The following is a 24,313-nucleotide window of genomic DNA, read 5'->3' as shown; positions in this document are numbered from 1 at the left end:
GGGTAAAACCCTTTAAACGTGCCCCACAAGACACGTCCACATGGGGGATTAGCCTGGGTTTCCCCAGGTTGTCCCCCTCTTCCGGGTAGGTCACCCACGCGTTACTCACCCGTCCGCCGCTGACCACGGAGTAAAACCCCATGGCCCGCACGACTTGCATGTCTTAGGCACGCCGCCAGCGTTCACCCTGAGCCAGGATCAAACTCTCCAACAAAAACGCCTAAAAGGCGTTTGGCTTCGTGCGTCTGCCCAATTCCCGCGCTTTCAAGATCCCCCGCCGGTTTCAACCGGCGCACCATTGAATCTACCAGGGGAAGGGCTTTCTGTCAAGATAGGGGCATGGTGGACCTGCTGGTGGTGGTACCCCACCCCGATGACGAGAGCTTTGGCGCCGGGGGGGCGCTTCTTCTCGCCAAGAAAGCGGGGCTTAGGACCGGCATCCTCACCCTCACCCGGGGGGAGGCAGGAAGGACCCTGGGGCTTTGCCCCCCAGAGCGCCTGGGGGAAGTGCGGAGCGAGGAACTCAAGCGGGCGGCGGAGGTGCTGGGGGTGGACTTCCTCGAGGTCCTCTCCTTCCCCAACGCCCTGCCCTCCGAGGCGGAGGAGGGCCTGCGCGGGCCCGCCACGGGCCGGGGTCTCCCCGACCACCCGGAGGCGGAAGGGGCCATCCGGGAAAGGCTTCTTGCCTTACGGCCCCGCTTCGTCCTCACCTTTCCCCCCGACGGCATCAACGGCCACCCCGACCACGTGGCCACCAGCGGCTACGCCACCAAGGCGGCGGCTGGGCTCGCGCAGGTGGTTTACTTCGTGCGGCCCGAGGGTCCTTGGCCCGTAACCCACCGCCTGCGCCTGCCCGAGTGGGCCCTGGCGGGAAAGCTTAAGGCTTTGGCCCAACACAAGACTCAGGCCCTCTCGCTGCTGGACTTCCTGGAAAGGCAACCCGAAAGACTCTGGACCGAGAGCTTCCACCTGCCGGGAAGCGGGGGAACCCAGGAGGGGCCATGGTGGTGAGACCCTTAGACCACACCGCAGACGTGGGTTTCGTCCTGGAGGCGGAAAGCCTGGAGGACCTCTTCCAAGCCGCCCTCAAGGGTCTTTTGGAAGTCATGTTCCGGTCGCCCCCCGAAGGGGGCACAAGACGGAGGCGGCTCACCCTCGAGGCCGAGGACCTGGAAACCCTCCTGGTGCGCTACCTCAACGAGCTCCTCTACCTCATTCAGACCAAGGGCTTCGTGCCCGGAAAAGCCCGGATACGGGTGGGGCCCAAAGGGGAGGGTTACCGCTTAGAGGCCACCCTGTGGGGGGAGCCCTTCCAGGAGGGGTTCGGCTTCCAAGGGGAGGTGAAAAGCGCCACCTTCCACGGCTTACAGGTGCGGCAGGAGGACGGGCGCTGGCGGGCCCAGGTCATCCTAGACGTGTAGGGCGGCCAGGGCCTCTTTCACCCGCGAAAGCATCCCCGCCTCCACCAGGCGCTTAGCCCTAAGCAGGGCGTTTTTCACCGCCAAGGCGTCCGCGGAGCCGTGGCCGATGAAGACCGCCCCCTCCACCCCGAGAAGGGGCATGGCCCCATACTGGGCGGGGTCCACCCGCTCCCGCACCCGGCGCAAGGCCCCCCTGGCCAGAAGGGCGCCCAGCCTGGCCAGGGAGCTAGAGGTGAGGGCTTCCTTGATCCAGCCGAAGAGGACCTTGGCCTCCCCTTCCGCTAGCTTCAGGGCCACGTTCCCGGTGAAGCCGTCGGTGACCACCACCTCCGTGGTGCCCAAGAAGATGTCCCGCCCCTCCACGTTGCCGTAAAAGCGCTCACCAAAGGCCGCCTTCAGCAGGGGGAAGGTTTCCAGAACCAAGGCGTTCCCCTTCCCCTCCTCCTCGCCGATGGAGAGGAGGCCCACCTTGGGCGCCGGTGCCCCCAGGGCCTCCGCGTAGGCCAGGCCCATGGCGGCGAACTGCACCAGGAAGCTGGGGCGGCAGTCGGCATTGGCTCCCCCGTCCAGGAGGAAGGTACGACCCCTCTGGCTGGGAAACTCCACCAGGAGGGCGGGCCGCTCCACCCCCCTGACCCGCCCCAGGGTGAAGAGGGCCGCGGCCATGGCCGCCCCCGTGTGCCCCATGGACACCACCGCCTGGACCTCGCCCCGCTTCAGCAGGTCCATGGCCACCATGATGGAGGTGTCCTTGCGCTTCCTCACCTCGGTGGCGTGCTCCTCCATGCGGATCCAGTCGGGAGCGTGCCAGAGGGGCAAGGAAGCCCCCTGGCGGGCGAGCTCCGCCTGCAAGCGGGCCTCGTCGCCCACCAGGAGGACCTCCACCCCCTCTCGGGCTGCCCAGACGGCCCCCTGGACCGTGACCCCAGGGGCCCGGTCCCCCCCCATGGCATCCAGGGCGATCCTCATGCGCTTGGGGGCAGGTGTTTCTGGATCTTGGCCTCAAAGTTGCGCTTGGGCTGGGCCCCCACCAGCACCTCCACGGGCTGGCCGTTCTTGAAGAGGATGACGGTGGGGATGCTCATGACCCTAAAGCGCATGGCGGTCTTGGGGTTTTCGTCCACGTCCAGCTTGGCCACCACCAGCCTTCCCGCGTACTCCCGGGCCAGCTCCTCCAGGATGGGCGCGATCATGCGGCACGGGGCACACCACTCCGCCCAAAAGTCCACCAGAACCAGGGGGTGCCCGCCCAGGGTTTCGTCAAAGTTGGCGTCGGTAACCTCTATGGGCTTCGCCATACCCCCTCACTCTAAAGCAAAACCCCCGGGGCATAAACCCCGGGAGTCGCCCTTAAGGCTAACGCTTCTTCTTGCCGCCCTTCTTGCCCTTGCCCCCGCCAAAGCCCCCCGTGCCGCGGAGAAAGCTCTTCAACTTGTTCTCAAACTCCGGGGACTGCTTGGGCAGGCGCCTGGGCCTGGGGGGTGGGGCCCCCTCGGGAGCAGGGGTCAGGTCCTTGATGGAAAGGTCCAGCCGCCCCTTGGCGTCCCGCCCCTTCACCATCACCTGGACGATGTCCCCCTCGTTGAGGAAGTCCCGGACGTTCTTCACGAACTCGTGGGCGATCTGGGAGATGTGCACCAGGCCCTGCTCGCCGCCCGGGAGTTCCACAAAGGCCCCAAAGTCCGTCACCCGCACCACGCGGCCCTCTACGATGCTTCCCGCTTCTATCTCCACTTTCCTTCTCCTCGCGCGGACCTGCCGCGATGCCCCCACTATAGCACAAGGGGCCGCACCCCCCTCTGGTCCAAGGCGGCCAGGAGGTCGGCGAAGGTGCGGCCCAAGACGGGGTGCCTTCCTTGAGGCACCAGGTCGCAGAGGGGCACCAGGACGAAGGGCCGCTCGTGAAGGCGAGGGTGCGGCACCTCCAACCCCTCCTCCCGAACCACGCGCTCCCCGTAGAGGAGGAGGTCCAGGTCTATGGTCCTGGGGCCCCACCGCTCCTTCCGCTCCCGCCCCAACCCCTCTTCTATGCGAAGAAGGGCCTCCAAGAAGGCCCGCGGGGGAAGACGGGTCTCCACCTCCGCCACCAGGTTCAGGTAGGTGGGCTGGGGCGGGCCCACGGGCTCGGTCTCGTAAACGGGGGAAAGCCTGAGGAGGCGGGTCCTGGGCAGCCGGGAGAGGGCGGAAAGCCCCGAAAGGAGGTAGGCTGCCCGGTCCCCCAGGTTGCTCCCCAGGCCCACGTAGGCCTTCACGGTGCCTCCAAGAGCCGCACCAGGTCCCGCACCTCCCTGGCCCGGTCCTTGGGTACCACCAGGACCTCATCCCCTACCTTGGCCACCACCAAGCCGGAGATGCCTAGGGTGGCAACCGTGCCCCGGTCGGCGTAGACCACGCAGCCGAAGGTGTCCAGGGCCAGGTGCCGCCCCCCTCCCAGGCGCACGTTCTCCTGCTCGTCCTGGGAAAAGACCCGCTCCAGGGCCCGCCAGTTGCCCACATCGTCCCAGGGAAAGCGGCCCAGAACCACCCTTAAGGCCTCTACCTTCTCCATCACCCCGTAGTCTATGGAGATCTTGGGGAGCCCCGTGTAGACCGCCTCCACAGGTTCTCCGCGGAGGAGGCGCGTGAGGGCCTCGGCATGGCTCGGCAGGTGGCGGCGGAACAGCTCCACCATGGTGGAGGGGGTGAAGGCGAAGACCCCTCCGTTCCACACGTACCCCCCTTTCAGGTACTCCAAGGCCTTGGCGTAGGAGGGTTTTTCCACGAAACCCTCCCCCCGGTACCAAAGGCCCTCCCGCGGCCCAAGGCGGATGTAGCCGTACTCCGTTTCCGGGCGGGTGGGCCTCAGGCCCAGGGCCACCACATACCCCTCCTCCGCCGCCTCCAGCATGGCCTCGAGGGCTTCACGGTAGGCCTCCTCGTCCCCCACGTAGTGATCGGCGGGCAGGACCAGGAGGCGGTCCGCCCCTTCCCTCAGCGCCTGGGCCACCCCGAGGAGCACCGCCCCAGCGGTGTCCCGCCCCAAGGGCTCGAGGAGAAGCCGAACCCCGTTGGCATAGGGGCGGGCCACCGCTTCTTGGTCCTGCCGGACGATGATGAGCGTGTTCCCCTTGGGTACCAGGGGAGCGATGCGCTCCAAAGTCGCCTCCAACAGGGTTCTACCGTTCAGGAGGGGTAGAAAGGGCTTGGGAAGGTCCTCCCGGGAGAGGGGCCAAAGCCTCTCTCCCCGCCCTCCCGCCATGACCAGGGCATACGCCTTCACGCTCCCACCACCTTTTGGTAAAGGGCCAAGTAATCTTCCGCCATCCGCCTCCTGGAGAACCGGGCCTCGGCATAGAGGCGGATGGCCTTGCGGTCCAGGGTCTTAAGCCGCTCCAGGTAGCCCAGGGCCTCTTCCCAGCCTTCCGCCAAAAACCCCGTCTCCCCGTGGCGCACCGTCTCGGGGAGGGCCCCTAAGGGCCTCGCCAGCACGGGGACCCCGCTCATCATGGCCTCCACCGGGGCGAGGCCGAAGGGCTCCTTGAAGTTGACAAAGTGGAGAAGGGCAATGGCCCCCTCCAAAAGGGCCTGCCGGGTCTCGGGGTCCACGGGGCCCAAGAACTCCACCCCTTCTCCGAGCAGGGGAGCCACCTCCTTCTGGAAGTAGGCCTCGTCCTGGACGGGCCCGGCGATCTTCAGGGGAAGCCCTGCCTTTCGGGCGAAAAGGATGGCCTCCTTAACGCCCTTATCCGGGTGGATGCGGGAAAGGACGAGGAGGTGCCTCCCCCCCTCCCCCACCCGGAAGCGCTTGGGGTCCACCCCGTGGGGGACCACGCCCAAGTAAGGGAGGGCCGGGTCCTTGTCCGCCTGGGAGATGGCCACGTAGTGGACGTGGGGAAGGGCGGCGTAGCGGCGGTAGACCTTCTTGATCTTCTCGCTGGAGAAGCCGTGGATGGTGGTGAGGACCGGAACCTTGACGAAGGGGGTGAAGTAGAGGGGCATGAAGTCGTAGTGGTTGTGGACCAGGTCAAACTCCCCCGCCTCCTCCATGGCGCGGGCGATGTGGAGGAACTCCTCCACCTTCCAGTCCGCCTCCTCGTCCTCCCAAAGGGGCCTCTCCGCGGTGCACCGCAGAGGGGCCCGGGTCTCGGCGTCGCAGGTGGCGTAGAGGACCACCTCCACCCCGAGGTCCAAAAGGGCCTCCGTGAGGTCATAGACCACCTGCTCCCAGGGGCCGTACCGCCTGGGCGGCACCCGCCAGGCGATGGGCGCCAGCATGGCCACCCTCACGGTCCCCCTCCCAAGGCGAAGACCCGCCCCAGGGCCACGCCCTCCTCCACCCGCGGGAAGACCCCCTGGACGAGGGCTTGCCAGGCGAGGAGGTAGGAGAGGAGGGCCTCCGCCCCGCGGTTCTGGTTGGGGCCGTGGGGGGTGAGGCCGTCCATGGGGCCGAAGGCATCCACCAGGGGAACCCGGAGGCGGTTCCGCCCGTGGAACCAGAGAAAGGCCACCTCGGCCAACACCCGCTCCCCGAAGCGCAGGTGGGCGAGGAGGGCAGCCTTGGCCTCTATGGGCTGCTGGTCAAAGAGAGGCTTGTCCTTGCCCCGCTCCATGAAGCGGTTGCCCACGGGGTCAAAGAAGAGGCCCTCCTCCCCCGGGGTGAAGTAGTGCTCCTTGAGGAAGGCGAGGGCCCTTTTGGCCAGGGCCACCGCCTCCCTGCGGCGGAAGGCGAGGCCGTAGGCGTAAAGGGCCTCCACCGGGCGGTGATTGGCATAGGTCAGGGGGCCGGGAAAGGGCCAGGCGGGCTCGGCCTCCCTAAAGGCCAAAAGGAGCCCCTCCCCCAAAGCCTCGGCCGCCTCCAGGAAAGGCTCCTTGGGCAGGGCGAGAAGCCCGAGGAGGGCGTAGGCCCGCCCCCTTAGGGAGGTGAAGCCCTCGAGGGGGGAAAGGGCCCGAAGGAGGGCCTCCCGGGCAGGGCCCGCGTAGGGAGGGGCAAGCCCCTGGGCAGCGGCGAGGGCGAGGACGGCCCGGCCCGTGGGATCCTCCGCCCCCCCCTCGTCCTCAAAGCGGCCGTCCGGGGTGAGGCCGTTCCGAAAGCGGCCGTCCTCCCTCTGCATGTGGAGGAGGAAGGCGAGGTAGGTGCGAAGAAGCCCCTCGTCCCGGGCCCCCTCGGGGAGGAGGCTGAGGTAGAGGAGGGCCCGGGCGTTGTCGTCGGTGGTGTACCCCTCGCCAAGCCGGGGCACCCCGTGGTGGGCGTGCTCCAGAAGCCCGCGGGCGTCGGTCAAGCCTTTAAGCCACCCGAGGCCGAACACCCTCCACCTCCCTAAGCAGGGCCGCGTAGGACCGGGCCACCCGGGGCCAGGTGAAGTCCCGGGCATAGGCGTAGGCCCGCTCCTCCAGCTCCCTCAGGCGCCCGGGGCTTTCCGCAAGCTCCAGGATGGCCCGGGCCCAGGCCTCCTCCTCCAGGGGCAAAACCACCCCCCGGCCCTCAGCCAGGGCGGCGCGGGCGTGCCAGAAGGGGGTGGAGAGCACCGCCTTGCCTAGGGCCAGGGCGTAGGAGAGGGTCCCGGAGGAAACCTGCTCCAGGTTGGGGTAGGGGAGGAGGAAGAGGTCCGCCGCCCCCACCAGGCGGTAGAGCTCCTCCTCGGCAAGGTACCCCTCCCGCAGGAGGAAGGCCTCCCCCACCCCAAGCCCCTCGGCCAGGGCCAGAACCCCCTCCAGGTACCGCCGCCCCTCCTGCCGCTCCAGGTTGGGGTGGAGCCTGCCCGCCACCAGGTAGCGGGCCCTGGGGTTGTGGGGCAGGACGCGGGCGAGCACCTTTAGGGCGAACTCCAGCCCCTTTCCGGGCCCAAGGAGGCCGTAGGTGAAGAGGAGGAAGGCGCCTTCCAGCCCCAAGGCCCGCTTCAAGGCCTCCTTAGGGGGTCTGGGAAGATCGGGGACGCCGTGGGGGATGTGGACCACGGGGGTCCGCACCCCGAGGGCCCTAAGGAACCTTTCCCCTTCCGGATGGAGGACGACGAAGGCCTGGGTCCTCTCGGCCATGGCCCGGAGGAGGCCCTGCATGTAGCGAAGGTCCTCCTCGCCAAGCCCCGGGGGCGGGGCCTGGAGGAGGGTGTGGAGGACCACCACCTTGGGACCCCGGGCCTCGAGGAGGTCCAGAACGTAATCGCCCCATTTCCCGCCGTAGAGGCCGTACTCGTGCTGGAGGATCACCGGCCCCCGGAGGAGGCGCGCCAAGGCCCTGTACCCCTCCCGGTCCTCCTTGGCCACCACCCGGACCACCTCCTCAGGGAAGGGCAGGCGCACCTCCTCGGGGTGGGCCACCACCGCCACCTGGGAAGGCACCCCTTCCCGCAGGAGGGCCCCCCGTAGGTCGCGGTTGAAGGTGGCGATGCCGCAGCGGATAGGAGGATAGGTGCCCACTAGGGTCAGCATGCCCGACCTCCGGTCTACGCAAGGGGATACGCCCCCTTATTCAAAGAGGATAGCACATATGCCAATGAAATGCTCAAGCAATATGCGCTTCCTGAACTGGGCTTTCCGGGCGGACCGCCCCGCCCTTAAAGGGGGAAGACCAGGCTGAAGCCCAGGAGGCTGTACACAAAGCCCATCAAGCCCCCCAGGCCCCCCTCCCTCAGGAGCCAAAAGACGGGCTGGAGGCGAAGGTGCGCCTCCACCCCCTCCCCCAAGGGGAAGCGGTATCCCACGTAAGGGGAAAGGTCCCAACCCCAAGGGGTGTAGCTTACCCCAAACCCCAGGAAGGCGTCCCCCAGGTAGGCCTGCCCCCCCAGGGCGGGCCAGGGGGCCCTGGAGGGCCAGAAAGGCCAGCCGCCGAGCCAGAGGGCGTAGCCTTCCCCCTCGTAGGCCAAGGCCGCGGTCGTAAGGACAGGGCCGGGCACGTACAGGCGGAAGCGGCGCTCCGGGTCAAAGACGGGCGTGAAGGCCTCCCGCCCGGAAGGGTAGTAGCGGAGGCCGACCCCGAAGTGGGGCCCAGAAAACCTGGAGACCGGGGCCATGCCCTCCAGGAAAACCGCGAAGCCTTCCCCCAGGAAGGCCTCGAGGCCCAAAAGACCGGAAAGATGGACCCCAGAAGCATCCCCCTCCACCCCAAGCCCCAGGTAGTAGGCCCCGGGGAAGCCGAGCCCCGTAAAGCCCAAAAGGGGAAAGAGGGGATTGGTAAGCCCTTCCCGGCGCAGGTAGAGGTGGGCGCTCGCCTCCAGGTTGTGGTCCACCCCCACCCGCCACCACACCCCGGCGGGGAGGGCCTGGCCGAAACCGAAGACGCTCTTGTCCACCGCGCTCAAGCTGAAGAAGGACTGGGCCTGGGCCACGGCCAGCAAGAGGAGTAACGCCGCCCACCTTCGCATAAATCCATACTATCCGGGGCCGCGGTTGACACGCTAGACGCCTTCCCCCTAGGCTTAGGGGGAGATGCGCGCCCGGGGCAAAACCTGAGTCCGCCTGGGAAGCGGCGCTTCCCGGGCAAGCCCCGGGGCTTTTCTTTCATGGAGGTGCAGGCGTGGAGACAAGAACCCTGGAAGACTGGCGGGCCCTTTTGGAGGCGGAAAAGACCCTGGACACCGGGGTCTACACCAAGCATGACCTCCTCATCGTTCGGGGCCAAGGCGCGAAGGTCTGGGACGCGGAGGGCAACGAGTACATCGACTGCGTGGGGGGTTACGGGGTGGCCAACCTGGGACACGCCAACCCCGAGGTGGTGGAGGCCATCAAGAGGCAGGCGGAAACCCTCCTCTCCATGCCCCAGACCCTGCCCACCCCCACCCGGGGGGAGTTCTACCGCACCCTGGTCTCGGTACTGCCCCCGGAACTCAACCGGGTCTTCCCCACCAACTCCGGCACCGAGGCCAACGAGGCGGCCATCAAGTTCGCCTGGGCCCACACGAAGCGGCGCAAGCTGGTGGCGGCCATGCGGGGCTTCTCGGGAAGGACCCTGGGAAGCCTCTCCGTCACCTGGGAGCCCAAGTACCGGGAGCCCTTCCTGCCCCTTCTGGGCCCGGTGGAGTTCATCCCCTACAACGACGTGGAGGCCCTGAAGAAAGCGGTGGACGAGGACACCGCCGCGGTGATCCTGGAGCCCGTTCAGGGAGAAGGCGGCGTGCGCCCGGCTACGCAGGAGTTCCTGCGGGCGGCCAGGGAGGTGACCCAGGCCAAGGGGGCCCTCCTCATCCTGGATGAAATCCAGACCGGCATGGGCCGCACCGGCAGGCGCTTCGCCTTTGAACACTACGGCGTTGTGCCCGACATCCTCACCCTGGCCAAGGCCCTGGGGGGTGGGGTACCCATTGGGGCCGCGGTGATGCGGGAAGAGGTGGCGGAGAGCATGCCCAAGGGCGGCCACGGCACCACCTTCGGCGGGAACCCCCTGGCCATGGCGGCAGGGGTGGCAGCCCTGCGCTACCTGGAGCGGACGAGGCTATGGGAGAGGGCCGCGGCGCTTGGGCCCTGGTTCATGGAGAGGCTGAGGGAGATCCCCTCCCCCAAGATCCGGGAGGTGCGGGGCATGGGCCTCATGGTGGGCCTGGAACTCAAGGAAAAGGTGGCCCCCTACATCACCAGGCTGGAGAAGGAACACCGCATCCTCACCCTCCAGGCCGGCCCCACGGTGATCCGCTTCCTGCCGCCCTTGGTCATCGAAAAGGAAGACCTGGAGCGGGTGGTGGAGGCGGTAAGGGCGGTGCTAGCATAGGGGGATGAGGCGGCACTACCGCGTGGTGGTAGAGCGGGACGAGGAGGGCTACTTCGTGGCCCACGTGCCCGAGCTCCACGCCCACACCCAGGCCCGGAGCTTTGAGGAGCTCCTCCAGCGCTTGCAGGAAGCCATTGCCGTATCCCTGGAAGAGGAGAGGGCGGAAGTCGTAGGCCTGGAGGGCGAGCTGGAGATTGAAGCGGCGTGAGCCCCCGCCTCACCCCCATCACCGGCCAGGAGCTCCTCCGCCTCCTGGAGGAAGAAGGGTTCCAGGTGGTGCGGGTCCGGGGAAGCCACGTGCGCCTTCGGCACCCCGACGGCCGGGCCACCACGGTACCCGTGCACGCAGGGGAGACCTTAAGGCCGGGAACCCTCCTCGCCATCCTAAAGGACGTGGGCTGGGACAAGGAAACCTATGAGCGAAAGCGCCTTGGATCCCGTTGAGTTCCTCAAAGGGGCCCTGGAGATTCCCTCCCCTTCCGGGGAGGAGCGCCCCGTGGCCGAGTACCTGGCGGAAGGGATGCGACGGCTCGGCCTGAAGGGCTTCGTGGACGAGGCGGACAACGCCCGGGGCCAGGTGGGGGAAGGCCCCGTCCAGGTGGTGCTCCTCGGGCACATTGACACCGTGCCCGGGCTGGTGCCGGTGCGCCTGGAAGGGGGGAAGCTCTTCGGCAGGGGGGCGGTGGACGCCAAGGGCCCCTTCGTGGCCATGGTCTTCGCCGCCGCCGGGCTTTCCCCAAAGGCCCAAAAGCGCCTCACCGTCCACCTGGTGGGGGCCACGGAGGAGGAGGCGCCAAGCTCCAAGGGGGCAAGGTTCATAGCCCCCCGCCTCAGGCCCGACTACGTGGTGATCGGCGAGCCCTCCGGTTGGGAGGGGATCACCCTGGGGTACAAGGGAAGGCTTCTGGTGAAGGCCCGGCGGGAGAAGGACCACTTTCACTCCGCCCACCACGAACCCAACGCCGCCGAGGAGCTCATCAGCTACTTCGTGGCCATCAAGGCCTGGGCCGAGGCCATGAACGTGGGGCAGCGCCCCTTTGACCAGGTGCAGTACACCCTCCGCGACTTCAAGGTCCACCCCGCCGAGCTCAAGCAGGTGGCGGAGATGTTCTTCGACCTGCGCCTTCCCCCGAGGCTCCCCCCGGAGGAGGCCATCCGCCACCTCACCGCCTACGCCCCCCCCACGATTGAGCTGGAGTTCTTCGGCCGGGAAGTCCCCTACCTGGGGCCCAAGGACACCCCCCTCACCCGGGCCCTGCGCCAGGGGATCCGCAAGGCGGGGGGAAGGCCCGTCTTCAAGCTGAAGACCGGGACCAGCGACATGAACGTCCTGGCCCCGCACTGGAAGGTGCCCATGGTGGCCTATGGCCCCGGGGACTCCACCCTGGACCACACCCCCTACGAGCACGTGGAGGTGGGGGAGTTCCTGAAGGGGATTGAGGCCTTGCGGGAGGCCCTCGAGGCCTTGGCCGTGGCGCACGCGCCGGGCTAGAAGGCTGGGCTAAACTGGGGTCGTGGCGCCCTATTGGCTCGGTTTTCTAGCCCTTATTCTTTGCCTCGCCCTATTCCCCCCCACCGCCCCTTGGAGCGAGCGGTTTCTCGCCCCCCTCGTGGCCCTGGGGGGCGGCGCCTTCCTCTGGGCACGAAAGGAGCGGGCCTGGGGGCTCGGCCTCCTCTTCCTGGGCCTGGGGGACCTGGCCTGGACCCTGGAGGAGCTCGGGGGCTGGCCCCGGGGGCTATACCTGGAATTTCCCTACCTGGTGGGTTACGCCGCCCTCACCTGGGCCCTCCTGCGCATCCCCGGGCACCCTCCCCGGCTCAGCCTCCTCCTCCTGCCCCTAGGGGCCTTGGGCCTGGCCTCGGCGCTCCGGCCCGAGCTCGGGTTTGACCGGGTCTACGTGGTTTGGGACGCCCTCCTTCTCCTCCTTTTCCTGCCCAGGCTGGAGCCCCTCTTTCAAAAGGGCCTCCTGGGGGGGCGGGTCCTTTGGGGGGTGGGGCTCCTCCTCTTCCTGGTGGCGGACACCGCCTACGCCTTCCTGGAGGCGGAGGAGGGCTACCCCACGGGCCACCCCGTCCACCTCCTCTGGACCCTGGGCTACCTCCTCCTGGCCCTGGGGGTGTGGGCCGAAGGACAAGGGGAGGCCCCCTTCTGGGGCCAGGCCCTGGGCCTGGGAAGCCTCTTTGCCATGCCCGCCGTGCTCCTGCAGGACCCCACCCCCTGGGGAATCCGGGTGCTGGCCCTGTACGGGGGCCTGGTGGGCGCCCTGGGCCTCCTCTACGCCCTCCACCTGGAGTGGCGGCGCACCGAGGAAGGGCGCCGCCGTTGGATGCAGTTTCTAGAGAAGCTCGCCCGCCTCTCCCCCAGCGTGACCCAGACCCTAAGCCCGGAGGCGGTCCTCCTGGAAACCTTGGAGGCGGCAAGGCACCTCCTGCCCCAGGCGGTGGGCCTCGAGGTGCGGGGCAGGCGGGGCCTGGTGGGGGAGCGCACCGCCCGCAGCCTGACCATCCCCCTTAACGGGGACGCCGCCTACCTCTACCTGGGAGGCCCCCTGGAGGAACCCATCCCGCCCGGCTTCCTCTCCCTCCTGGGGGAGCGCCTCAAGCAGGTGCTGAAGCAGGTGGAGTGGGGCACCCTGGCCCTCACCGACCCCCTCACGGGCCTCCTGAACCGGCGGGGCCTCGAGGTGGAGCTCCCCAAACTCCTGGCCCTCTCCCGCCGCTACAAGGCCCCGGTGAGCGTGGTCATGCTGGACATAGACCGCTTCAAGCGGGTGAACGACACCTACGGCCACCCCGTGGGGGACGAGGTCCTGAAGCTCCTGGGCCGCATCCTCCTGGCCAGCGTGCGCCAGGAGGACCTGGCGGTGCGCTACGGGGGCGAGGAATTCCTCCTCTTCCTCTACGGGGCCGGGCGCGAGGCGGCCAAGGAGGTGGTGGAGCGCATCCGCCACCGTTTCCGCGCGGAGCGGGTGAGCCCCATCCCTTACCCCCTCACCCTCTCCGCCGGCATCGCGGGCGGAAGGGTGCCCGAGGGGGAGGCCGAGGTGGAGGACTGGATCCTCCGGGCCGACTACGCCCTCCTCAGGGCCAAGGAGGCGGGGCGGGACCGGGTCACCCTGGCCTAGGCGCCCCGCCTACTTCTTGGGCATCATCTTGGCCATGAGGGCCTCCAGGGCCTTCATGTCCTCGTTTAGGTGGCCGAAGGCCTTGCCCAAGGCCTTGAGGAGGAGGAAGAGCACGCCCAAGGCCTTCTGCACCTCGGGGTCGGAAAGCTGCTTCAGGAGGCCCGCCAGGCCCACCCGGGGCGGGTCTCGCATCACCTCGGGGGTGAAGGTCTGGGAAAGCCCCCGCTGCATGGCGCTCGCCATCATGCCGATGGCCGCGGGCTCTATGCGGGAGAGGATGTCCAGGACGTTGGCCCCGTGGGAAAGGAGCCTCAGCACCTGGGGCTCCATGAGCATCCCCAGGCCCTCGCCGAAGTTCTCGGAGAGGTGGCCCAAGAAGGCCAGAGCCCCCGACTTCTCCAGCTTCTCCAGGGTCTCCGCCAGCTTCTCCAGGGCCTCGGCCTGGTCCAGGAAGCGGGCCAGAAGGGAGACGAGCTGCAGGTTCTTGGGGTCCATAAGGAGGCCCAGGTTCTCGGAAAGGGTCTCCCCCGCCCCCACCTGGGCCAGGAGGCCCAGACCGCTTTTTTCCAGGACTTCCTCTATGCGGGCAAGCCGCTCTTCCACCGTAAGCGCGGTTTCCATGTCCACCTCCTTACTCGATGAGGGTGGCGAACCAGAACCCCTCGAAGAGCATCTTGGTCACCCGCACCCACTTGCCCACGGCCATGACCCCACAGGAGGGCATGCCCGTGCCCGCCAAAAGCCGCTCAAAGGAGCACTGGGGCAGGAGGGCGTTGTCCCCGAAGTCCATGATGCACATGGCCACGGGGTTGAAGGGTTCGCCGATGTAGGCCCCCTTGAGGTCCGAGGCGATGACCCCGGCCACGTACTCCCCCTGGAAGTGGGCCACCACCCCGGCGGGAGGCAGCATGAGGGAGGGGTTGACCGTGTCCCCGATGACGAAGACGTTGGGGAACTTGGGGGAGCGGAAGGTGGACTTGTGCACCTCGGGGAAGCCCTGGGGTCCCGCCAGGGGGGACTCCCGCACCACCTTGTTGGGGGCGAAGGGGGGGGTGAGGATGAGGAGGTCGTAGGCGAGCTCCCGCCCGTCCTTGGCCTTCACCTTGCCCCCTGCAAAGGCCGCGGGTTCAAACTCCCCGTGGAAGGCGATGCCCTTGGCGCGGAGGATCTCCATCACCTTGCCGGAGATCACCGGCCCCATGCCCGCCAGGGGCAGGGGGTTCAGGTGGAAGACCTCCACGCTGCTCTTCTCCCGCACCCCCTTGACCTTGAGGGCGAACTCCACCTGGCCCGCCACCTCGTAGGGCGCCGGGGGGCAGGGGTAGTAGGGCGAGGAAACCCCCACCACCACCCTTCCGCCCTTGAAGCCCTTGAGGGCTTCCCGTAGCCTCAAGGCCCCCTCGAGGCTCCAAGGAGCGTAGCCGTCCTGGGCCGGGCTGGGCAAGGCCTCGGCCCCCAGGGAGACCACCAGGTAATCGTAGGCCAGCTCCCCGGCGCTGGTCTTCACCTTGTTGTTGGCCGGGTCCAGGGCCTCCACCGTGGCCTGCACGTAGGTGATCCCCCGCTTCTCCAGGTTAGCCAAGGGGCGCCGCACCTGCTCCGGCTCCCGCATGCCGAAGGCCACCCAGGGGTAGGCGGGCATGAACTCGTGGTAGGCGTTCTTGTCCACCAGGGTGACCTCCACCTCCCTCCCCAGGAGCTTCTTCACCTTGTTGGCCGCCACCAGACCGCCCGAACCACCTCCCAGGACCAAAACCTTCGTCGCCATCTCCGACCTCCTTGGGTACCTGTACCTCGTACCCCTAGGGCTAGTTTCCTCCTCCCCAGCTTGTGAAGGTAGGTGCAAATGCCCCTCCCCCCTCCGGGGCCCAATACCCGCCCCCAAGCCGCAGGCAGGCCCTTTGGGGCCTTTAGGCCTGGCGTAGGCGCAGGAGGAACAGAAGCCCAAGCCCCAAGAAGCCCAGGACCTCCCCCACCCCCACGCCCCGCCCCAAGGCGGGCAGGACGTACCAGGCCAGGTGCAGGAGGCGGAACACGGGGATCCAGAGGGCCACGGGCAGGAGGTAGCGGGCCTCCCGCTTGGGCGGGTTGGTGAGGAGGTAGAGGAAGGGGAGGAAGAAGCCCCCCACCACCCAGAGGGCGGCCACCCCGTCCCAAGGACTGTGGAGGCGCTTTAAGTAGAACTCCACCTCGTGGGGCAGGTCCCCACCCCAGACGATGATGAGGGTGGTGGCCTCCACGTAGATCCAGATGATGGAAAGGGCGAGGAGGAGGTTGGTGTGGTTCTGGGCCTGGCCCAGGAGGGCCGCCGTCCCCTTCCGGGCCGCCAAGGCCACGGACGCGGCGAGGGCCAGGAGGGCGGCGGAGAGGAGGAGGATGGCCCCGAAGGAGGCGGAGTAGAAGTGGGGCTCGAGGCTCTTGAAGAGGTCAAAGCAGAGAAACGTGCCGGCGGCGAAGGTAAGGGCCAGGCCCCAGGCCCCCACCTCCGGGCGGTGTTCCCCCGGGCGAAGCCTGGCCAGGACGAGGGCGAACAGGGCGAAGAAGAGGACGTAGCGCAGGAGCATGAAGGGGGCGTTCAGGTAGCTGGCCCGGTGGGCCAGGATGGGGTCCAGGCTGGCCCCGGGCCGCGCCCAGGGGAAGAGCTCGGGGAGGAAGAGAAAGAAGGGCAGGCCCAAAAGGCCCATGAGGGGAAGGAGCCGGGCCAAGGGGTAGAGGTAGGGTTCCAAGGGCACCCCCCAGCGGCTTTGCAGGGCGTTGTGCAGGAGGAGGACGAGAAGCGCCCCCAAGGAGAGGAGGAGGAAAAAGGCGAAGGGGAAGTAGGCGGCAGGGGCTCCGAAGAGAAAGGCCAGGGCGTAAAGCGCCAAGCCCAGGAACCAAGACCCCGAGCGGTTGGCCTCAATAGACCTCTGCATTCACCACCTCCAAGGGGCAGGCCTCCAGAAGGAGGCACTGCTTGACGTAATGGGCGATGAGCCAGCGCTCCCTCTCCGGGATGCGGCTCTTGTAGGAGAGCATGCGGCCAAAGCCGTTGGTGGCGGCGAAGTAGAAGTACCCCTCGGGCATGGCCTGGACCGCGGGGTCGTGGAAGGAGCGGGGCTTGGGCACCCCAAAGGGGATGGCCCTTCCGTCCCCTTCCCCGTTCAGGCCGTGGCAGATGGCGCAGAAGGAACGGTATAGGGCCTTCCCCCGGACCAGCTCGGCCTCGGAGAAGGCGAAGGGGTTCTCCGCGAACCCCCCCTCAGGCCTCAGGCCCAGGCGCACCTCCGGGTTCAGGTTCTCCCCGAAGCGGACCCTTTCGGGGGCCGGCTCCACCCTCAGGGGGGCCTCGCGGAAGGCCCGGACCTTGGGCTGGTCCCACATCCAGCCGCAGGCGGAGAGGAGGGGAAGCAGGAGGAGCCAGAGCCTAGTCACGCCGCACCTCCTCCACCTCCGCCCCCAGGCTCAGCAAAAGGGCCCGGGTGGCCTCGAGGTCAAACCTGGGGTCGGAGGCGTAAAGGAAGACCCCGTACTCGTCCAGGAGGACCCGCACGTACTCCCGCGCCCGCACCGCGGGATGGGCCGCCAGGGGCAGGCCGTTCACGTAGAGCAGGTAGAGGAAGATGCCCACAGTGATGGTGAGGATGGTGAGCTCAAAGGTGACGGGGATGAAGGCGGGCCAGCCCAAAAGGGGCTTCCCCCCGGCGTTGTGGGGGTAGTCCAGGGTGGTGTAGACCTGGAGGAAGAGCCCCAGGCCCGCCCCCAAGACCCCCAGGGCGAAGGCCACCCAGGGGATGCGCCCATCCCCGCCCAGGACCTCCTCCACGCCCTCCACCGGGTTGGGGGTGAGGGCCTCCAGGTGCCTGTAGCCCTCGGCCCTCAAGGTCCTTAAAGCCTGAAGGAGCTTCTCCGGCGCGTCAAAGTAGGCCATGAGCCCGTAGAGCATCCCGCCCTCCTAGTGCTTCCTCAGCTTGTGGAACAGGTGCACCATCTCGGCCACGGCGATGGGAGGGAAGAGGCGGATGAAGAGGGCCAGGCCGAAGAGGAAGAAGCCGATGGTGCCCAGGAAGAGGGTCCAGTCCACCCAGGTGGGGTAGTAGAGGTGGAAGTTCCCCGGCAGGAAGTCGTGGGACAGGCTGATGACCACGATGACGAAGCGCTCCAGCCACATGCCCACGTTGGCCAGGATGGAGAAGACGAAGAGCCAGGTGAGGTTCTTGCGGAAACGGGGGAACCAGAGGGTCTGCAGGAGGACCACGTTGATGAGCATCATGGCCCAGTAGTAAGGGGCGTAGGGCCCGGTCATGCGCCAGATCTGCTGGGCCCACTCCGCGGGCTCCCCCGCATACCAGGCGATAAAGATCTCCAGGAGGTAGATGTAGGCCACCCCGAGGCCGCTGGCCAGGGTCACCTTGGCCATCCAGTCCAGGTGCCTTTCCGTGATCACCCCCTCCAGCCGGTACCACCGCCTCAGGGGGATGATCAGGGTGAGGGCCATGGCGAAGCCCGAGTAGATGGCCCCCGAGGCGAAGAAGGGGGGGAAGACCGTGAGGTGCCAGCCGGGAACCAGGCCGTAGGCGAAGTCCATGCTCACCACCGAGTGCACGGAGATGACCACGGGGGTGGCCAGGCCCGCCAAGAGCACGTACACGGCCCGGTAGCGCTGCCAGTGCACGGCGTTCCCGGTCCAGCCCAGGGAAAGCCAGCCGTAAAGCCGCCTCCGCCAGCCCGTGCTCCGCTCCCGCAGGAGGGCCAGGTCCGGGATGAGCCCCAGGTAGAGGAAGAGGGTGGAGATGGTGAGGTAGGTCATGATGGCCAGCACGTCCCAGGAGAGGGGGCTCTTGTACTGGGGCCAGAGGGCCATGTGGGTGGGGTAGGGCATGACCCAGTAGAAGTTCTGGGGCCGCCCCATGTGGATGAGGGGGTAGGTGGCCGCCGCCAGCACCGCGAAGAGGGTCATGGCCTCGGTGACCCGGTTTAGGGAGTCGCGCCAGTTCTGGCGCATGAGGACCAGGATGGCGCTGATGAGGGTCCCCGCGTGGCCGATGCCGATCCACCAGACGAAGTGCACGATGTCAAACCCCCAGGCCACGGGCTGGTTGATGCCCCAGGCCCCGAGGCCCTTGACGAAGGTGACGAAGATGGCGTAAAGCCAGGCCAGGGTCAAGGCCCCGCCCACCGCCAAGACCACCTTCCAGGGCCTGGGAGCTGGCTTCTCCACGGGCTCCAGGAGCTTTTCCACCAAGGTCTTTTCCGTCCACTCTCCCTGGATGAGGTCGCTGTCGGGGTGGGGTTGTCTAGCCATGGCCTTCCTCCTTCGCCAACTTGGGGTTGGGGTTCTTAAGGTGGGCCAGGTAGGTGGTGCGGGGCCAGGTGTTGGCCTCCTCCAAGAGGGCGTAGTGCCGCCCCTCCCGGCGGTGGGCCTGGATGGGGTCCTCGGGGTCCAGGAGGTCCCCAAAGTGGATGGCCTTCCCCGGACAGACCTCCTGGCAGGCGGTCACCACCTCCCCGGTGCGGATCTTCCGCCCCTCCTGTGCGGCCTGGGCCCGGGTAAGCTCTATGCGCTGGACGCAGTAGGTGCACTTCTCCATCACCCCGCGGCTGCGCACGGTGACCTCGGGGTTCATGAGGAGGGCGAGGGGGCTCTCCTTGGCCCGCCTCGGGTCCCCTTGGCCTATGAAGGCCTCGGCGTAGGGGAAGAAGTTGAAGCGGCGGGCCTTGTAGGGACAGTTGGCGGAGCAGTACTTGGTGCCCACGCAGCGGTTGTAGACCATGAGGTTCAAGCCCTCGTCGGAGTGCTCCGTGGCCGCCACGGGGCAGACGGCCTCGCAAGGAGCCTTCTCGCAGTGCTGGCACATCACGGGCTGGTGCATCACCCCTTCCTGGGCGAAGTAGCGGTCCACGCGGATCCAGTGCATCTCCCGGCCCTTCGCCACCTCCTCCTTCCCCACCACGGGGATGTTGTTCTCCACCTGGCAGGCCAGGGTGCAAAGCCCGCACCCCAGGCAGCGGGCGAGGTCCACGGTCATGGCCCAGGCGTGCTCCCCCTGGGGCCACGGCGGGTAGAAGGAGATGCGCTTTTCCTTGGAGGCCTCGGCCTTCAGGGCCTCCTCCTGGGCGAGGGCCTTGACCGCCTCCACCTCCCCCAAATAGCCGTGGTACTGGGTGGAGACCAGGGGGTAGTCCCGGCCCGTGGGGGAAACCTCCGCGGGGAAGACCACCCCCTCGGGGTGGAAGAAGTGGGAAAGCGGGGCCACCAGGCTTCCTTGGGGCAGGCCGGGAAGGGGCCAGAGGGGCAAAAGGGCCTCCCGCCCCCCGGCCCGCACCCGGAGGAGGGGCCTCCTGGGGTCGGCCCGCCGCTCCCGGGCCCGTACCTCCTGCAAGAGCCCTAAGGCCTCCACCTCCTCCTCGCCCGCCAGGAGGGCCCCGTCCCAGACCAGGCGGCTTATGGGCCTGGGGAGTTCCTGGAGGTAAGGGTTTTCCCGGTAGCGGCCATCGTAGAGACTGGCGTCGGGGCGCAGGGTGAGCTCCAGGGGAGCCTCCCGGCGCAAGGGGGGAAGGCGGCCCTCCAGGCCGGGCAAGGGGTCCCCGGCCACCTCCTGGGCCTCCTCCAGGGGCCTCCCCTCCACCAGGGCCCGCTTCTCCTCTGGGGAGAGGGCGGGAAGCTCCTCCCCTAAAAGCCCGGCCAGGACCTCCTCCAGGCTCTTCCCGCCGAAGAGGGGCTGGACCAGGGCTTGGGCAGGCCAAAGCCTTCCCCCGGCGTCCCGGTGGAGCCCGCCCGCCTCGAGGGGATGGGCCAAGGGCAGGCTCCAAGGGGCCTCCCGGGGGTAGAGGGAAAGCGCCGCGGCGAAGGCCTTGCCCTTGAGGTCGGGCAGGGGGCCCTCCGCCGCCCAGACCAGGCGGGAGGCCCCCTCCGCCGCCCGGAAGGCCTCGGGGCGCGCTGCCTCCGCCTCGGGGGGCGCCACGTAGCGCACGGGGGCCCTCAGGGCTCGGTTCACCGCCTGGGCCAGGGCCTGGGCCCCGGGGCTCAGGTGGACCCCGGGCAGGACCAGCCCGCCCCGGCGCAGGTCCTCCACCAGGGCGGGGAGGAACCCCCCGTACGCGGAGGCCGGGGCCCCCGGCACGACCCCCAGGGCCTGGGCCAAGGCCAGGAGGAAGCCCTCCACCCCGCTCGGCTTCAGGGGAAGGCGGTGGTCGGCCATGCTCCCGAGGAGGGTGGAGGCGCTTTCCACCGCGTAGATGCGGTTCATGGGGGGAAGGCGCCGCCCGCTCAGGGCGGCCCACCAGGCGTAGGCCGCCGGGTGCTCGGGGAGGTCCACGTCCAAGAGGAGGACCGTCTCCGCCTTCTCCGGGGCGTACACCGGCCAGGCCCGCCTTCCCAAGGCCAGCTCCGCCCCCTGGTAGACGCTTTCCAGGCTCCAGGCCTCAAACCGGGCTACCCGGAGGTTGGGGAAGCGGTCCTGGGCCCGCCGGAGGAGGGCCTCGAGGCGGGGCGAGGTGGTGCGGGGGAGGACCAGGAGGGTTTCCCCCTCCGCCAAGGCTTTCCGCCAGGCGGCGAAAAACCCCGGCCAGTCCGGGGCCTTGCCCTTACGGGCCGGGTCGTAGAGGGCGTAGAGGCCCGCCAGGGGGTAAGGGCTCATGGCGGCCTCCAGGGGTGCCAGGAAGAGGGGGCGCTCCTGGTAGACCTTGACCCGCACCGCCTCGGCGAAGCCCGCGTGGGGGATGGCGGTGACGAACTCCGCCCGACCCCCCTCCACCACCCACTCCGGCTGGCGCACGTAGGGCACCCCCTTGCGCCGCACCACGGGGGTGCAGGCCGCCAGGGCCAAAAGGCCCATGGCCAAAACTCCCCTGCGGCTTACGGGGCCAAAGGGAAACTCCTCCCGGAAAAGCTCCTTCTCCAGGGCGTCCTCAAAACCACGTCGCGTCTCCATGCTTCCCCCTAACGGTGGCAGGTGTTGCAGCTGGTCAAGGCCTCGGCGGAACGCACCTGATGAAGCGCCCTAAGCTTCTTGCCCAGCGCCGGGTCCGGGGCGTAGGCCATGTTCATGACCTGCTCCCTGGGCCTAAGCCGGGCCTCGGGGTTCCGGTGGCACTCCAGGCAGAACTTCATGGTGAAGGCCTGGGGCTGGTAGACCACGACCATCTGGTCCACCCGCCCGTGGCACTCGGCGCAGCCCACCCCCTTGGCCACGTGGGCCCCGTGGTGGAAGTAGACGAAGTCGGGAAGGTTGATGACCCGGTTCCAGGGAATGGGCTCCCCCGTCTCCCAGCTCCTGCGCACCAGGGCCAGGTTGGGGCTGTCGGGCTTCACGAAGGTATGGCAGGTCATGCAGGTTTCGGTGGGGGGAAGGCCCGCATAGGGCGCGTGCTCCACCGCCGCATGGCAGTAGCGGCAGGAAAGCCCTAGGCCTCCCGCATGGAAGGCGTGGCTGAAGGGAACAGGCTGCTCCACGGGCAGGGTGCGTTGCTCAAAGGCCCCCACCGCCACCCCGGAGAAAACCACCCCCAAGAGGGTAAAAACCCCAAGGACGCCACCCCAAAAGAGCCATCTAACCCAACGGTTTCGTCGCCGCATGCCACCTCCGGTCTTAAAGGCCAAGGCTACGGGCAGGGTTCCAGGGGTTCAATCAAGGGCCAGGGGTTCTTTCATAAGGAAGACAACCTCACCGGTGCCTACCCTTTAGCCAGGGCTTCTTAAGGGTAAGGTAGCGCAAAGTTAAGGGACAAATGTCCCGACACCCGGCGAACCTTGACAAGAAGGGGGCTTTTGCTAAACTAAGGCTTGCGCGTAAGGCGCGCCCTGCCGGGATGGTGGAACTGGTAGACACGCCATCTTGAGGGGGTGGTGCCCGCAAGGGCGTGCGGGTTCAAGTCCCGCTCCCGGCACCAGGAAGGCCCCAGGGGGCCTTTTTCCTTTATGCGGAAGCTTCTGGAAAGGACCCTCCTCCGCCTCGAGGACACCCGGGCCCTGGCCCAAGAGGTCCTCCCCCTCCTCCCCCCCGAAGGGGTCCTGGTCTTGGAGGGGCCCCTGGGGGCGGGCAAGACCACCTTCGCCCGCTTTCTGGCCGAGGCCTTGGGCTTTTCGGGGCGGGTGACGAGCCCCACCTACACCCTGCTCCACACCTACCCCACCCCGCAAGGCCCCCTGGTCCACGCCGACCTCTACCGCTTGAAGGAGGCCAAGGCCTTTCTCCCCCAGCTCTGGGCCGCCCGGGAAGGGGCCAGGCTCGTGGTGGTGGAATGGGGGGACCCCGAGGCCCTGGAGGCGGACTACCTCCTCCGCCTCATCCCCCAAGGGGAGGCTCGGCGGGCGGAGCTATGGCAGGTCCACCCCGGCCAGGAGGAAGGCATCTAAGAGCGCCTCCCGCCCCGCCCGGCCCGCAAAGAGGGCCACCACCTTCCCCTCCTTGTCCACCACAAAGGTCCAGGGCTGCCCCAAGACCTTGAAGCGGGCGGCCACCTCGTGGGGCTTGTCCTTCTCCGAGGCCAGAAGGGGAATGAAGCGGGGGAAGGCCTTCATGTAGCCGAGGACCACCTCCTTGGTGTCCTTGGGCTCGCGGCTGATCACGTAGAAGGGTACCCCCGTCTCCTCCGCCACCCGGTGGAGGCCGGGGAACTCCGCCTTGCACACCGGGCACCAGCTGGCCCAGAAAACGATGGCCGCAGGCTTCTTCATGTTGGCTGGGGTTACGGGGTTGCCCTTGGGGTCCAGGAGGAGGAAGTCGGGGAGGAGCTGGCCCGGCTGCACGGCCCAGGCCAGGGCGAAGAGAACCAGGAGGAAGTAGAGGGCGCCTCGCTTGCCCATGCTCCCATTTTCCCACCCGGGGAGAGGGGATATGTAAACCCCCTCACCTTGGCCGCCGCCAGCGCCGGAGGTCGTGGTCGGGCCAGATGCCATCGGCCACCAGGTGGAGCCACTGGGAGAGGTAATAGCCGAGAAGCCCCCACCCCAGGGCCTCCCGCGGCCAAGCGGGGGGCCTGAGGGCGAGCTCCATCCCCAGGAAGGCGGCCAGGCCTTGCACCAGGAAGGAGGCCAGAAGAACCAGGCCCACCAGGTACCCCAAGCGGGTCAAGGGCCCCAGGATCCAGGTGTGGGAAAGGCCCCGGTGGCGGAAAAGCCAGCCGTAGGGAAGCCATAGGAGGCCCAAGAGGCCCCAACGGCGCTGGGCCCGAACCCCCCTCTCCGCTAGGTCCAGGTCCGGGGAGAGGAGGAAGGTGCCCCCCAGGTAGGCCAGGGCGAAGGCCAGGGCCCTGGGCTCCTCCGGCTCCCCTCCGTAGGCCAGGTAGGCCAGGGCCCCCCCGCCCAGCACCGTCAGGTTGATGGCCTCGTGCACGCGCCCCGAGGGCATGGGGCCATGGTACCCCTAGAGGGCGGGGAGGGCAAAGCGCTCCCCCGCGGAAAGGACGTCCACCCTTAGCCCCTTCACCCCGCGGCCCGTGAACTCCGCTCCCCCGGCGTCCACCAGGGTCACCCCTCCCGCCCAGACCTCTCCCAGCCCCTTCAGAAGGCGGAGAGCGGTGTTCTCCAAAAGACCCAGGCCCATGAGGTCGGGGTTATCGGCCACCAGGCGGGAGAGGGCCAGGAAGCGCCCCCGCTCCTCCACCCGGGGCAGGAGGACCAACCCCCGGAGGAGGGAAAGCCCCCAGGCGGCCCGCACCTCCCCCTCCAGGGAGTAAAAGGCGGCGTCCCCCAAGAGGCCTGCGGCCTCCCCCAGGGCCACCACCCCCCCTCCCTGGCGGTAGACCTCCAGGAGGGCCTGGAGCACCAGGCTCCCCCGGATGAGGTCCAAGAACTCCGGCAGGCCATGGGCGGCCAGGAGGACCAAGGGGCTTTCCGCCACGGCCCGGGCCACCTCCGGGTCAAAGGCCTCTTCCCGCCGCCTCAGGTGGAGAACCCGGCCCCGCCGCAGGCCCAGGTTGCGGTAGGCGAGCCTCCAGGCTTCCGCCAGGTCCCGCAAGGGGAAGGGGACCAGGAAAAGCGCCTCCCCCCTCGCCTCCTCCAGAAGCCTGGCCTCCACGGGGCGCAAGGCCCCCCGCAGGGGATCGGCGGTGAGCAAGGCGAAGAATCCCTGGCGCATGCTGGCCTCCTATGTTCTTAGGGTAGCGCG

The 24,313-nt window shown here is 68.4% G+C and carries 28 protein-coding genes, 1 tRNA gene and 1 rRNA gene; 9 read left to right on the top strand and 21 right to left on the bottom strand.

Annotation, left to right across the window (positions count from 1 at the left end; translation table 11 throughout):
* Window positions 1–214 (bottom strand): 16S ribosomal RNA (locus ACYQ0J_RS12515); the annotation flags it as partial.
* Between the two features lie 128 nt (window positions 215–342).
* On the opposite strand from ACYQ0J_RS12515, the gene ACYQ0J_RS12510 reads away from it, so the two are divergent.
* Window positions 343–1,011 (top strand): PIG-L deacetylase family protein, encoded by a 669-nt coding sequence (locus ACYQ0J_RS12510; RefSeq protein WP_460172442.1) that lies wholly within the window; start codon window positions 343–345, stop codon window positions 1,009–1,011.
* The gene (locus ACYQ0J_RS12505; protein ID WP_460172433.1) at window positions 1,002–1,421 is read left to right on the top strand and encodes an archease; all 420 of its coding nucleotides are present in this window, start codon (window positions 1,002–1,004) and stop codon (window positions 1,419–1,421) included. Before ACYQ0J_RS12510 ends, ACYQ0J_RS12505 begins: the two co-directional genes overlap by 10 nt.
* Here the strand turns inward: ACYQ0J_RS12505 and plsX are convergent.
* The 9 genes from plsX to ACYQ0J_RS12460 all read right to left on the bottom strand — a co-directional run bounded on the left by plsX (window position 1,410) and on the right by ACYQ0J_RS12460 (window position 8,761).
* Window positions 1,410–2,390: a phosphate acyltransferase PlsX gene (plsX, locus tag ACYQ0J_RS12500; RefSeq protein ID WP_460172432.1), complete on the bottom strand. Its 981-nt coding sequence runs from the start codon at window positions 2,388–2,390 to the stop codon at window positions 1,410–1,412. The two genes, ACYQ0J_RS12505 and plsX, sit on opposite strands and share 12 nt — an antisense overlap.
* Window positions 2,387–2,719: a thioredoxin gene (trxA, locus tag ACYQ0J_RS12495; protein ID WP_460172431.1), complete on the bottom strand. Its 333-nt coding sequence runs from the start codon at window positions 2,717–2,719 to the stop codon at window positions 2,387–2,389. The genes plsX and trxA overlap by 4 nt, the downstream gene beginning before the upstream one ends.
* Window positions 2,720–2,777: 58 nt before the next feature.
* Window positions 2,778–3,155 (bottom strand): S1 RNA-binding domain-containing protein, encoded by a 378-nt coding sequence (locus tag ACYQ0J_RS12490; RefSeq protein ID WP_460172430.1) that lies wholly within the window; start codon window positions 3,153–3,155, stop codon window positions 2,778–2,780.
* 38 nt (window positions 3,156–3,193) lie between these two features.
* Window positions 3,194–3,673: a 2-amino-4-hydroxy-6-hydroxymethyldihydropteridine diphosphokinase gene (folK, locus tag ACYQ0J_RS12485; RefSeq protein WP_460172429.1), complete on the bottom strand. Its 480-nt coding sequence runs from the start codon at window positions 3,671–3,673 to the stop codon at window positions 3,194–3,196.
* Window positions 3,670–4,680, bottom strand: coding sequence for a mannose-1-phosphate guanylyltransferase (locus ACYQ0J_RS12480; RefSeq protein WP_460172428.1), 1,011 nt, complete (start codon window positions 4,678–4,680; stop codon window positions 3,670–3,672). The genes folK and ACYQ0J_RS12480 overlap by 4 nt, the downstream gene beginning before the upstream one ends.
* Window positions 4,677–5,687 carry a glycosyltransferase family 4 protein gene (locus tag ACYQ0J_RS12475; protein ID WP_460172427.1) on the bottom strand — a complete coding sequence of 337 codons (1,011 nt, stop codon included), beginning with the start codon at window positions 5,685–5,687 and terminating at the stop codon, window positions 4,677–4,679. Before ACYQ0J_RS12475 ends, ACYQ0J_RS12480 begins: the two co-directional genes overlap by 4 nt.
* Window positions 5,684–6,679: a mannosyltransferase gene (locus tag ACYQ0J_RS12470; protein WP_460172426.1), complete on the bottom strand. Its 996-nt coding sequence runs from the start codon at window positions 6,677–6,679 to the stop codon at window positions 5,684–5,686. Before ACYQ0J_RS12470 ends, ACYQ0J_RS12475 begins: the two co-directional genes overlap by 4 nt.
* A gap of 4 nt (window positions 6,680–6,683) precedes the next feature.
* Window positions 6,684–7,829, bottom strand: a complete 1,146-nt coding sequence (locus tag ACYQ0J_RS12465; protein WP_460172425.1) for a glycosyltransferase family 4 protein — start codon at window positions 7,827–7,829, stop codon at window positions 6,684–6,686.
* Window positions 7,830–7,954: 125 nt separating this feature from the next.
* A complete protein-coding gene (locus tag ACYQ0J_RS12460; RefSeq protein WP_460172424.1) occupies window positions 7,955–8,761 on the bottom strand; it encodes a hypothetical protein in 807 nt (268 codons plus the stop codon).
* A gap of 152 nt (window positions 8,762–8,913) precedes the next feature.
* Between ACYQ0J_RS12460 and lysJ the strand changes: the two genes are divergently transcribed.
* The 5 genes from lysJ to ACYQ0J_RS12435 are packed head-to-tail and all read left to right on the top strand — an operon-like array spanning window position 8,914 to window position 13,226.
* Window positions 8,914–10,101, top strand: coding sequence for a [LysW]-aminoadipate semialdehyde transaminase LysJ (gene lysJ, locus ACYQ0J_RS12455; protein ID WP_460172423.1), 1,188 nt, complete (start codon window positions 8,914–8,916; stop codon window positions 10,099–10,101).
* A gap of 4 nt (window positions 10,102–10,105) precedes the next feature.
* Window positions 10,106–10,309, top strand: coding sequence for a type II toxin-antitoxin system HicB family antitoxin (locus ACYQ0J_RS12450; protein WP_460172422.1), 204 nt, complete (start codon window positions 10,106–10,108; stop codon window positions 10,307–10,309).
* On the top strand, window positions 10,306–10,545 hold the full coding sequence (locus tag ACYQ0J_RS12445; RefSeq protein ID WP_460172421.1) for a type II toxin-antitoxin system HicA family toxin: 240 nt from the start codon (window positions 10,306–10,308) through the stop codon (window positions 10,543–10,545). The genes ACYQ0J_RS12450 and ACYQ0J_RS12445 overlap by 4 nt, the downstream gene beginning before the upstream one ends.
* Entirely contained in the window at window positions 10,517–11,593 is a 1,077-nt protein-coding gene (locus tag ACYQ0J_RS12440; RefSeq protein WP_460172420.1) for a [LysW]-lysine hydrolase, read from the top strand. The genes ACYQ0J_RS12445 and ACYQ0J_RS12440 overlap by 29 nt, the downstream gene beginning before the upstream one ends.
* A gap of 22 nt (window positions 11,594–11,615) precedes the next feature.
* Window positions 11,616–13,226, top strand: coding sequence for a GGDEF domain-containing protein (locus ACYQ0J_RS12435; RefSeq protein ID WP_460172419.1), 1,611 nt, complete (start codon window positions 11,616–11,618; stop codon window positions 13,224–13,226).
* 9 nt (window positions 13,227–13,235) lie between these two features.
* On the opposite strand, the gene ACYQ0J_RS12430 is transcribed toward ACYQ0J_RS12435, so the two are convergent.
* From ACYQ0J_RS12430 to ACYQ0J_RS12395, 8 genes are all read right to left on the bottom strand, one after another.
* Complete coding sequence (locus ACYQ0J_RS12430) at window positions 13,236–13,847, bottom strand: helical membrane plugin domain-containing protein (RefSeq protein ID WP_460172418.1); 612 nt, start codon at window positions 13,845–13,847, stop codon at window positions 13,236–13,238.
* A 10-nt stretch (window positions 13,848–13,857) separates the two neighbouring features.
* Entirely contained in the window at window positions 13,858–14,994 is a 1,137-nt protein-coding gene (locus ACYQ0J_RS12425; RefSeq protein ID WP_460172417.1) for an NAD(P)/FAD-dependent oxidoreductase, read from the bottom strand.
* A gap of 142 nt (window positions 14,995–15,136) precedes the next feature.
* The gene (locus tag ACYQ0J_RS12420) at window positions 15,137–16,138 is read right to left on the bottom strand and encodes a hypothetical protein (RefSeq protein ID WP_460172416.1); all 1,002 of its coding nucleotides are present in this window, start codon (window positions 16,136–16,138) and stop codon (window positions 15,137–15,139) included.
* Window positions 16,122–16,586: a c-type cytochrome gene (locus ACYQ0J_RS12415; protein ID WP_460172441.1), complete on the bottom strand. Its 465-nt coding sequence runs from the start codon at window positions 16,584–16,586 to the stop codon at window positions 16,122–16,124. Before ACYQ0J_RS12415 ends, ACYQ0J_RS12420 begins: the two co-directional genes overlap by 17 nt.
* 43 nt (window positions 16,587–16,629) lie before the next feature.
* Window positions 16,630–17,148 (bottom strand): DUF3341 domain-containing protein, encoded by a 519-nt coding sequence (locus ACYQ0J_RS12410; RefSeq protein WP_460172415.1) that lies wholly within the window; start codon window positions 17,146–17,148, stop codon window positions 16,630–16,632.
* A gap of 9 nt (window positions 17,149–17,157) precedes the next feature.
* On the bottom strand, window positions 17,158–18,507 hold the full coding sequence (nrfD, locus tag ACYQ0J_RS12405) for an NrfD/PsrC family molybdoenzyme membrane anchor subunit (protein WP_460172414.1): 1,350 nt from the start codon (window positions 18,505–18,507) through the stop codon (window positions 17,158–17,160).
* Entirely contained in the window at window positions 18,500–21,136 is a 2,637-nt protein-coding gene (locus ACYQ0J_RS12400) for a 4Fe-4S dicluster domain-containing protein (protein ID WP_460172413.1), read from the bottom strand. The genes nrfD and ACYQ0J_RS12400 overlap by 8 nt, the downstream gene beginning before the upstream one ends.
* An 8-nt stretch (window positions 21,137–21,144) precedes the next feature.
* On the bottom strand, window positions 21,145–21,780 hold the full coding sequence (locus ACYQ0J_RS12395; RefSeq protein WP_460172412.1) for a cytochrome c3 family protein: 636 nt from the start codon (window positions 21,778–21,780) through the stop codon (window positions 21,145–21,147).
* A gap of 227 nt (window positions 21,781–22,007) precedes the next feature.
* On the opposite strand from ACYQ0J_RS12395, the gene ACYQ0J_RS12390 reads away from it, so the two are divergent.
* Both ACYQ0J_RS12390 and tsaE read left to right on the top strand, forming a co-directional pair.
* Window positions 22,008–22,094 (top strand) — tRNA-Leu (locus ACYQ0J_RS12390).
* A 28-nt stretch (window positions 22,095–22,122) separates the two neighbouring features.
* The gene (gene tsaE, locus ACYQ0J_RS12385) at window positions 22,123–22,560 is read left to right on the top strand and encodes a tRNA (adenosine(37)-N6)-threonylcarbamoyltransferase complex ATPase subunit type 1 TsaE (protein ID WP_460172411.1); all 438 of its coding nucleotides are present in this window, start codon (window positions 22,123–22,125) and stop codon (window positions 22,558–22,560) included.
* Here the strand turns inward: tsaE and ACYQ0J_RS12380 are convergent.
* From ACYQ0J_RS12380 to ACYQ0J_RS12370, 3 genes are read right to left on the bottom strand one after another with little or no spacing between them, the layout of a single operon-like run.
* Entirely contained in the window at window positions 22,522–23,010 is a 489-nt protein-coding gene (locus ACYQ0J_RS12380; RefSeq protein WP_460172410.1) for a TlpA family protein disulfide reductase, read from the bottom strand. The two genes, tsaE and ACYQ0J_RS12380, sit on opposite strands and share 39 nt — an antisense overlap.
* Window positions 23,011–23,053: 43 nt before the next feature.
* Window positions 23,054–23,554 (bottom strand): DUF2227 family putative metal-binding protein, encoded by a 501-nt coding sequence (locus ACYQ0J_RS12375; protein WP_460172409.1) that lies wholly within the window; start codon window positions 23,552–23,554, stop codon window positions 23,054–23,056.
* Between the two features lie 15 nt (window positions 23,555–23,569).
* Window positions 23,570–24,283, bottom strand: coding sequence for a cyanophycinase (locus tag ACYQ0J_RS12370; RefSeq protein WP_460172408.1), 714 nt, complete (start codon window positions 24,281–24,283; stop codon window positions 23,570–23,572).
* Between the last annotated feature and the right edge of the window lie 30 nt (window positions 24,284–24,313).

Source organism: Thermus sp. FJN-A (genome assembly GCF_054655095.1).
The sequence above is the reverse complement of the archived record's forward strand: the minus strand, read 5'-3'. Positions and strand labels throughout refer to the sequence as shown.

Bases quoted from the DNA above. Each gene is read 5' to 3' on its own strand.
- ACYQ0J_RS12505 (WP_460172433.1), top strand. From the start codon at position 1,002: ATGGTGGTGAGACCCTTAGACCACACCGCAGACGTGGGTTTCGTCCTG.
- plsX (WP_460172432.1), bottom strand. From the start codon at position 2,390: ATGAGGATCGCCCTGGATGCCATGGGGGGGGACCGGGCCCCTGGGGTC.
- trxA (WP_460172431.1), bottom strand. From the start codon at position 2,719: ATGGCGAAGCCCATAGAGGTTACCGACGCCAACTTTGACGAAACCCTG.
- ACYQ0J_RS12465 (WP_460172425.1), bottom strand. From the start codon at position 7,829: ATGCTGACCCTAGTGGGCACCTATCCTCCTATCCGCTGCGGCATCGCC.
- ACYQ0J_RS12460 (WP_460172424.1), bottom strand. From the start codon at position 8,761: ATGCGAAGGTGGGCGGCGTTACTCCTCTTGCTGGCCGTGGCCCAGGCC.
- ACYQ0J_RS12450 (WP_460172422.1), top strand. From the start codon at position 10,106: ATGAGGCGGCACTACCGCGTGGTGGTAGAGCGGGACGAGGAGGGCTAC.
- ACYQ0J_RS12440 (WP_460172420.1), top strand. From the start codon at position 10,517: ATGAGCGAAAGCGCCTTGGATCCCGTTGAGTTCCTCAAAGGGGCCCTG.
- ACYQ0J_RS12430 (WP_460172418.1), bottom strand. From the start codon at position 13,847: ATGGAAACCGCGCTTACGGTGGAAGAGCGGCTTGCCCGCATAGAGGAA.
- ACYQ0J_RS12425 (WP_460172417.1), bottom strand. From the start codon at position 14,994: ATGGCGACGAAGGTTTTGGTCCTGGGAGGTGGTTCGGGCGGTCTGGTG.
- ACYQ0J_RS12420 (WP_460172416.1), bottom strand. From the start codon at position 16,138: ATGCAGAGGTCTATTGAGGCCAACCGCTCGGGGTCTTGGTTCCTGGGC.
- ACYQ0J_RS12415 (WP_460172441.1), bottom strand. From the start codon at position 16,586: ATGTGGGACCAGCCCAAGGTCCGGGCCTTCCGCGAGGCCCCCCTGAGG.
- ACYQ0J_RS12410 (WP_460172415.1), bottom strand. From the start codon at position 17,148: ATGCTCTACGGGCTCATGGCCTACTTTGACGCGCCGGAGAAGCTCCTT.
- nrfD (WP_460172414.1), bottom strand. From the start codon at position 18,507: ATGGCTAGACAACCCCACCCCGACAGCGACCTCATCCAGGGAGAGTGG.
- ACYQ0J_RS12400 (WP_460172413.1), bottom strand. From the start codon at position 21,136: ATGGAGACGCGACGTGGTTTTGAGGACGCCCTGGAGAAGGAGCTTTTC.
- ACYQ0J_RS12395 (WP_460172412.1), bottom strand. From the start codon at position 21,780: ATGCGGCGACGAAACCGTTGGGTTAGATGGCTCTTTTGGGGTGGCGTC.
- tsaE (WP_460172411.1), top strand. From the start codon at position 22,123: ATGCGGAAGCTTCTGGAAAGGACCCTCCTCCGCCTCGAGGACACCCGG.
- ACYQ0J_RS12380 (WP_460172410.1), bottom strand. From the start codon at position 23,010: ATGGGCAAGCGAGGCGCCCTCTACTTCCTCCTGGTTCTCTTCGCCCTG.
- ACYQ0J_RS12375 (WP_460172409.1), bottom strand. From the start codon at position 23,554: ATGCCCTCGGGGCGCGTGCACGAGGCCATCAACCTGACGGTGCTGGGC.
- ACYQ0J_RS12370 (WP_460172408.1), bottom strand. From the start codon at position 24,283: ATGCGCCAGGGATTCTTCGCCTTGCTCACCGCCGATCCCCTGCGGGGG.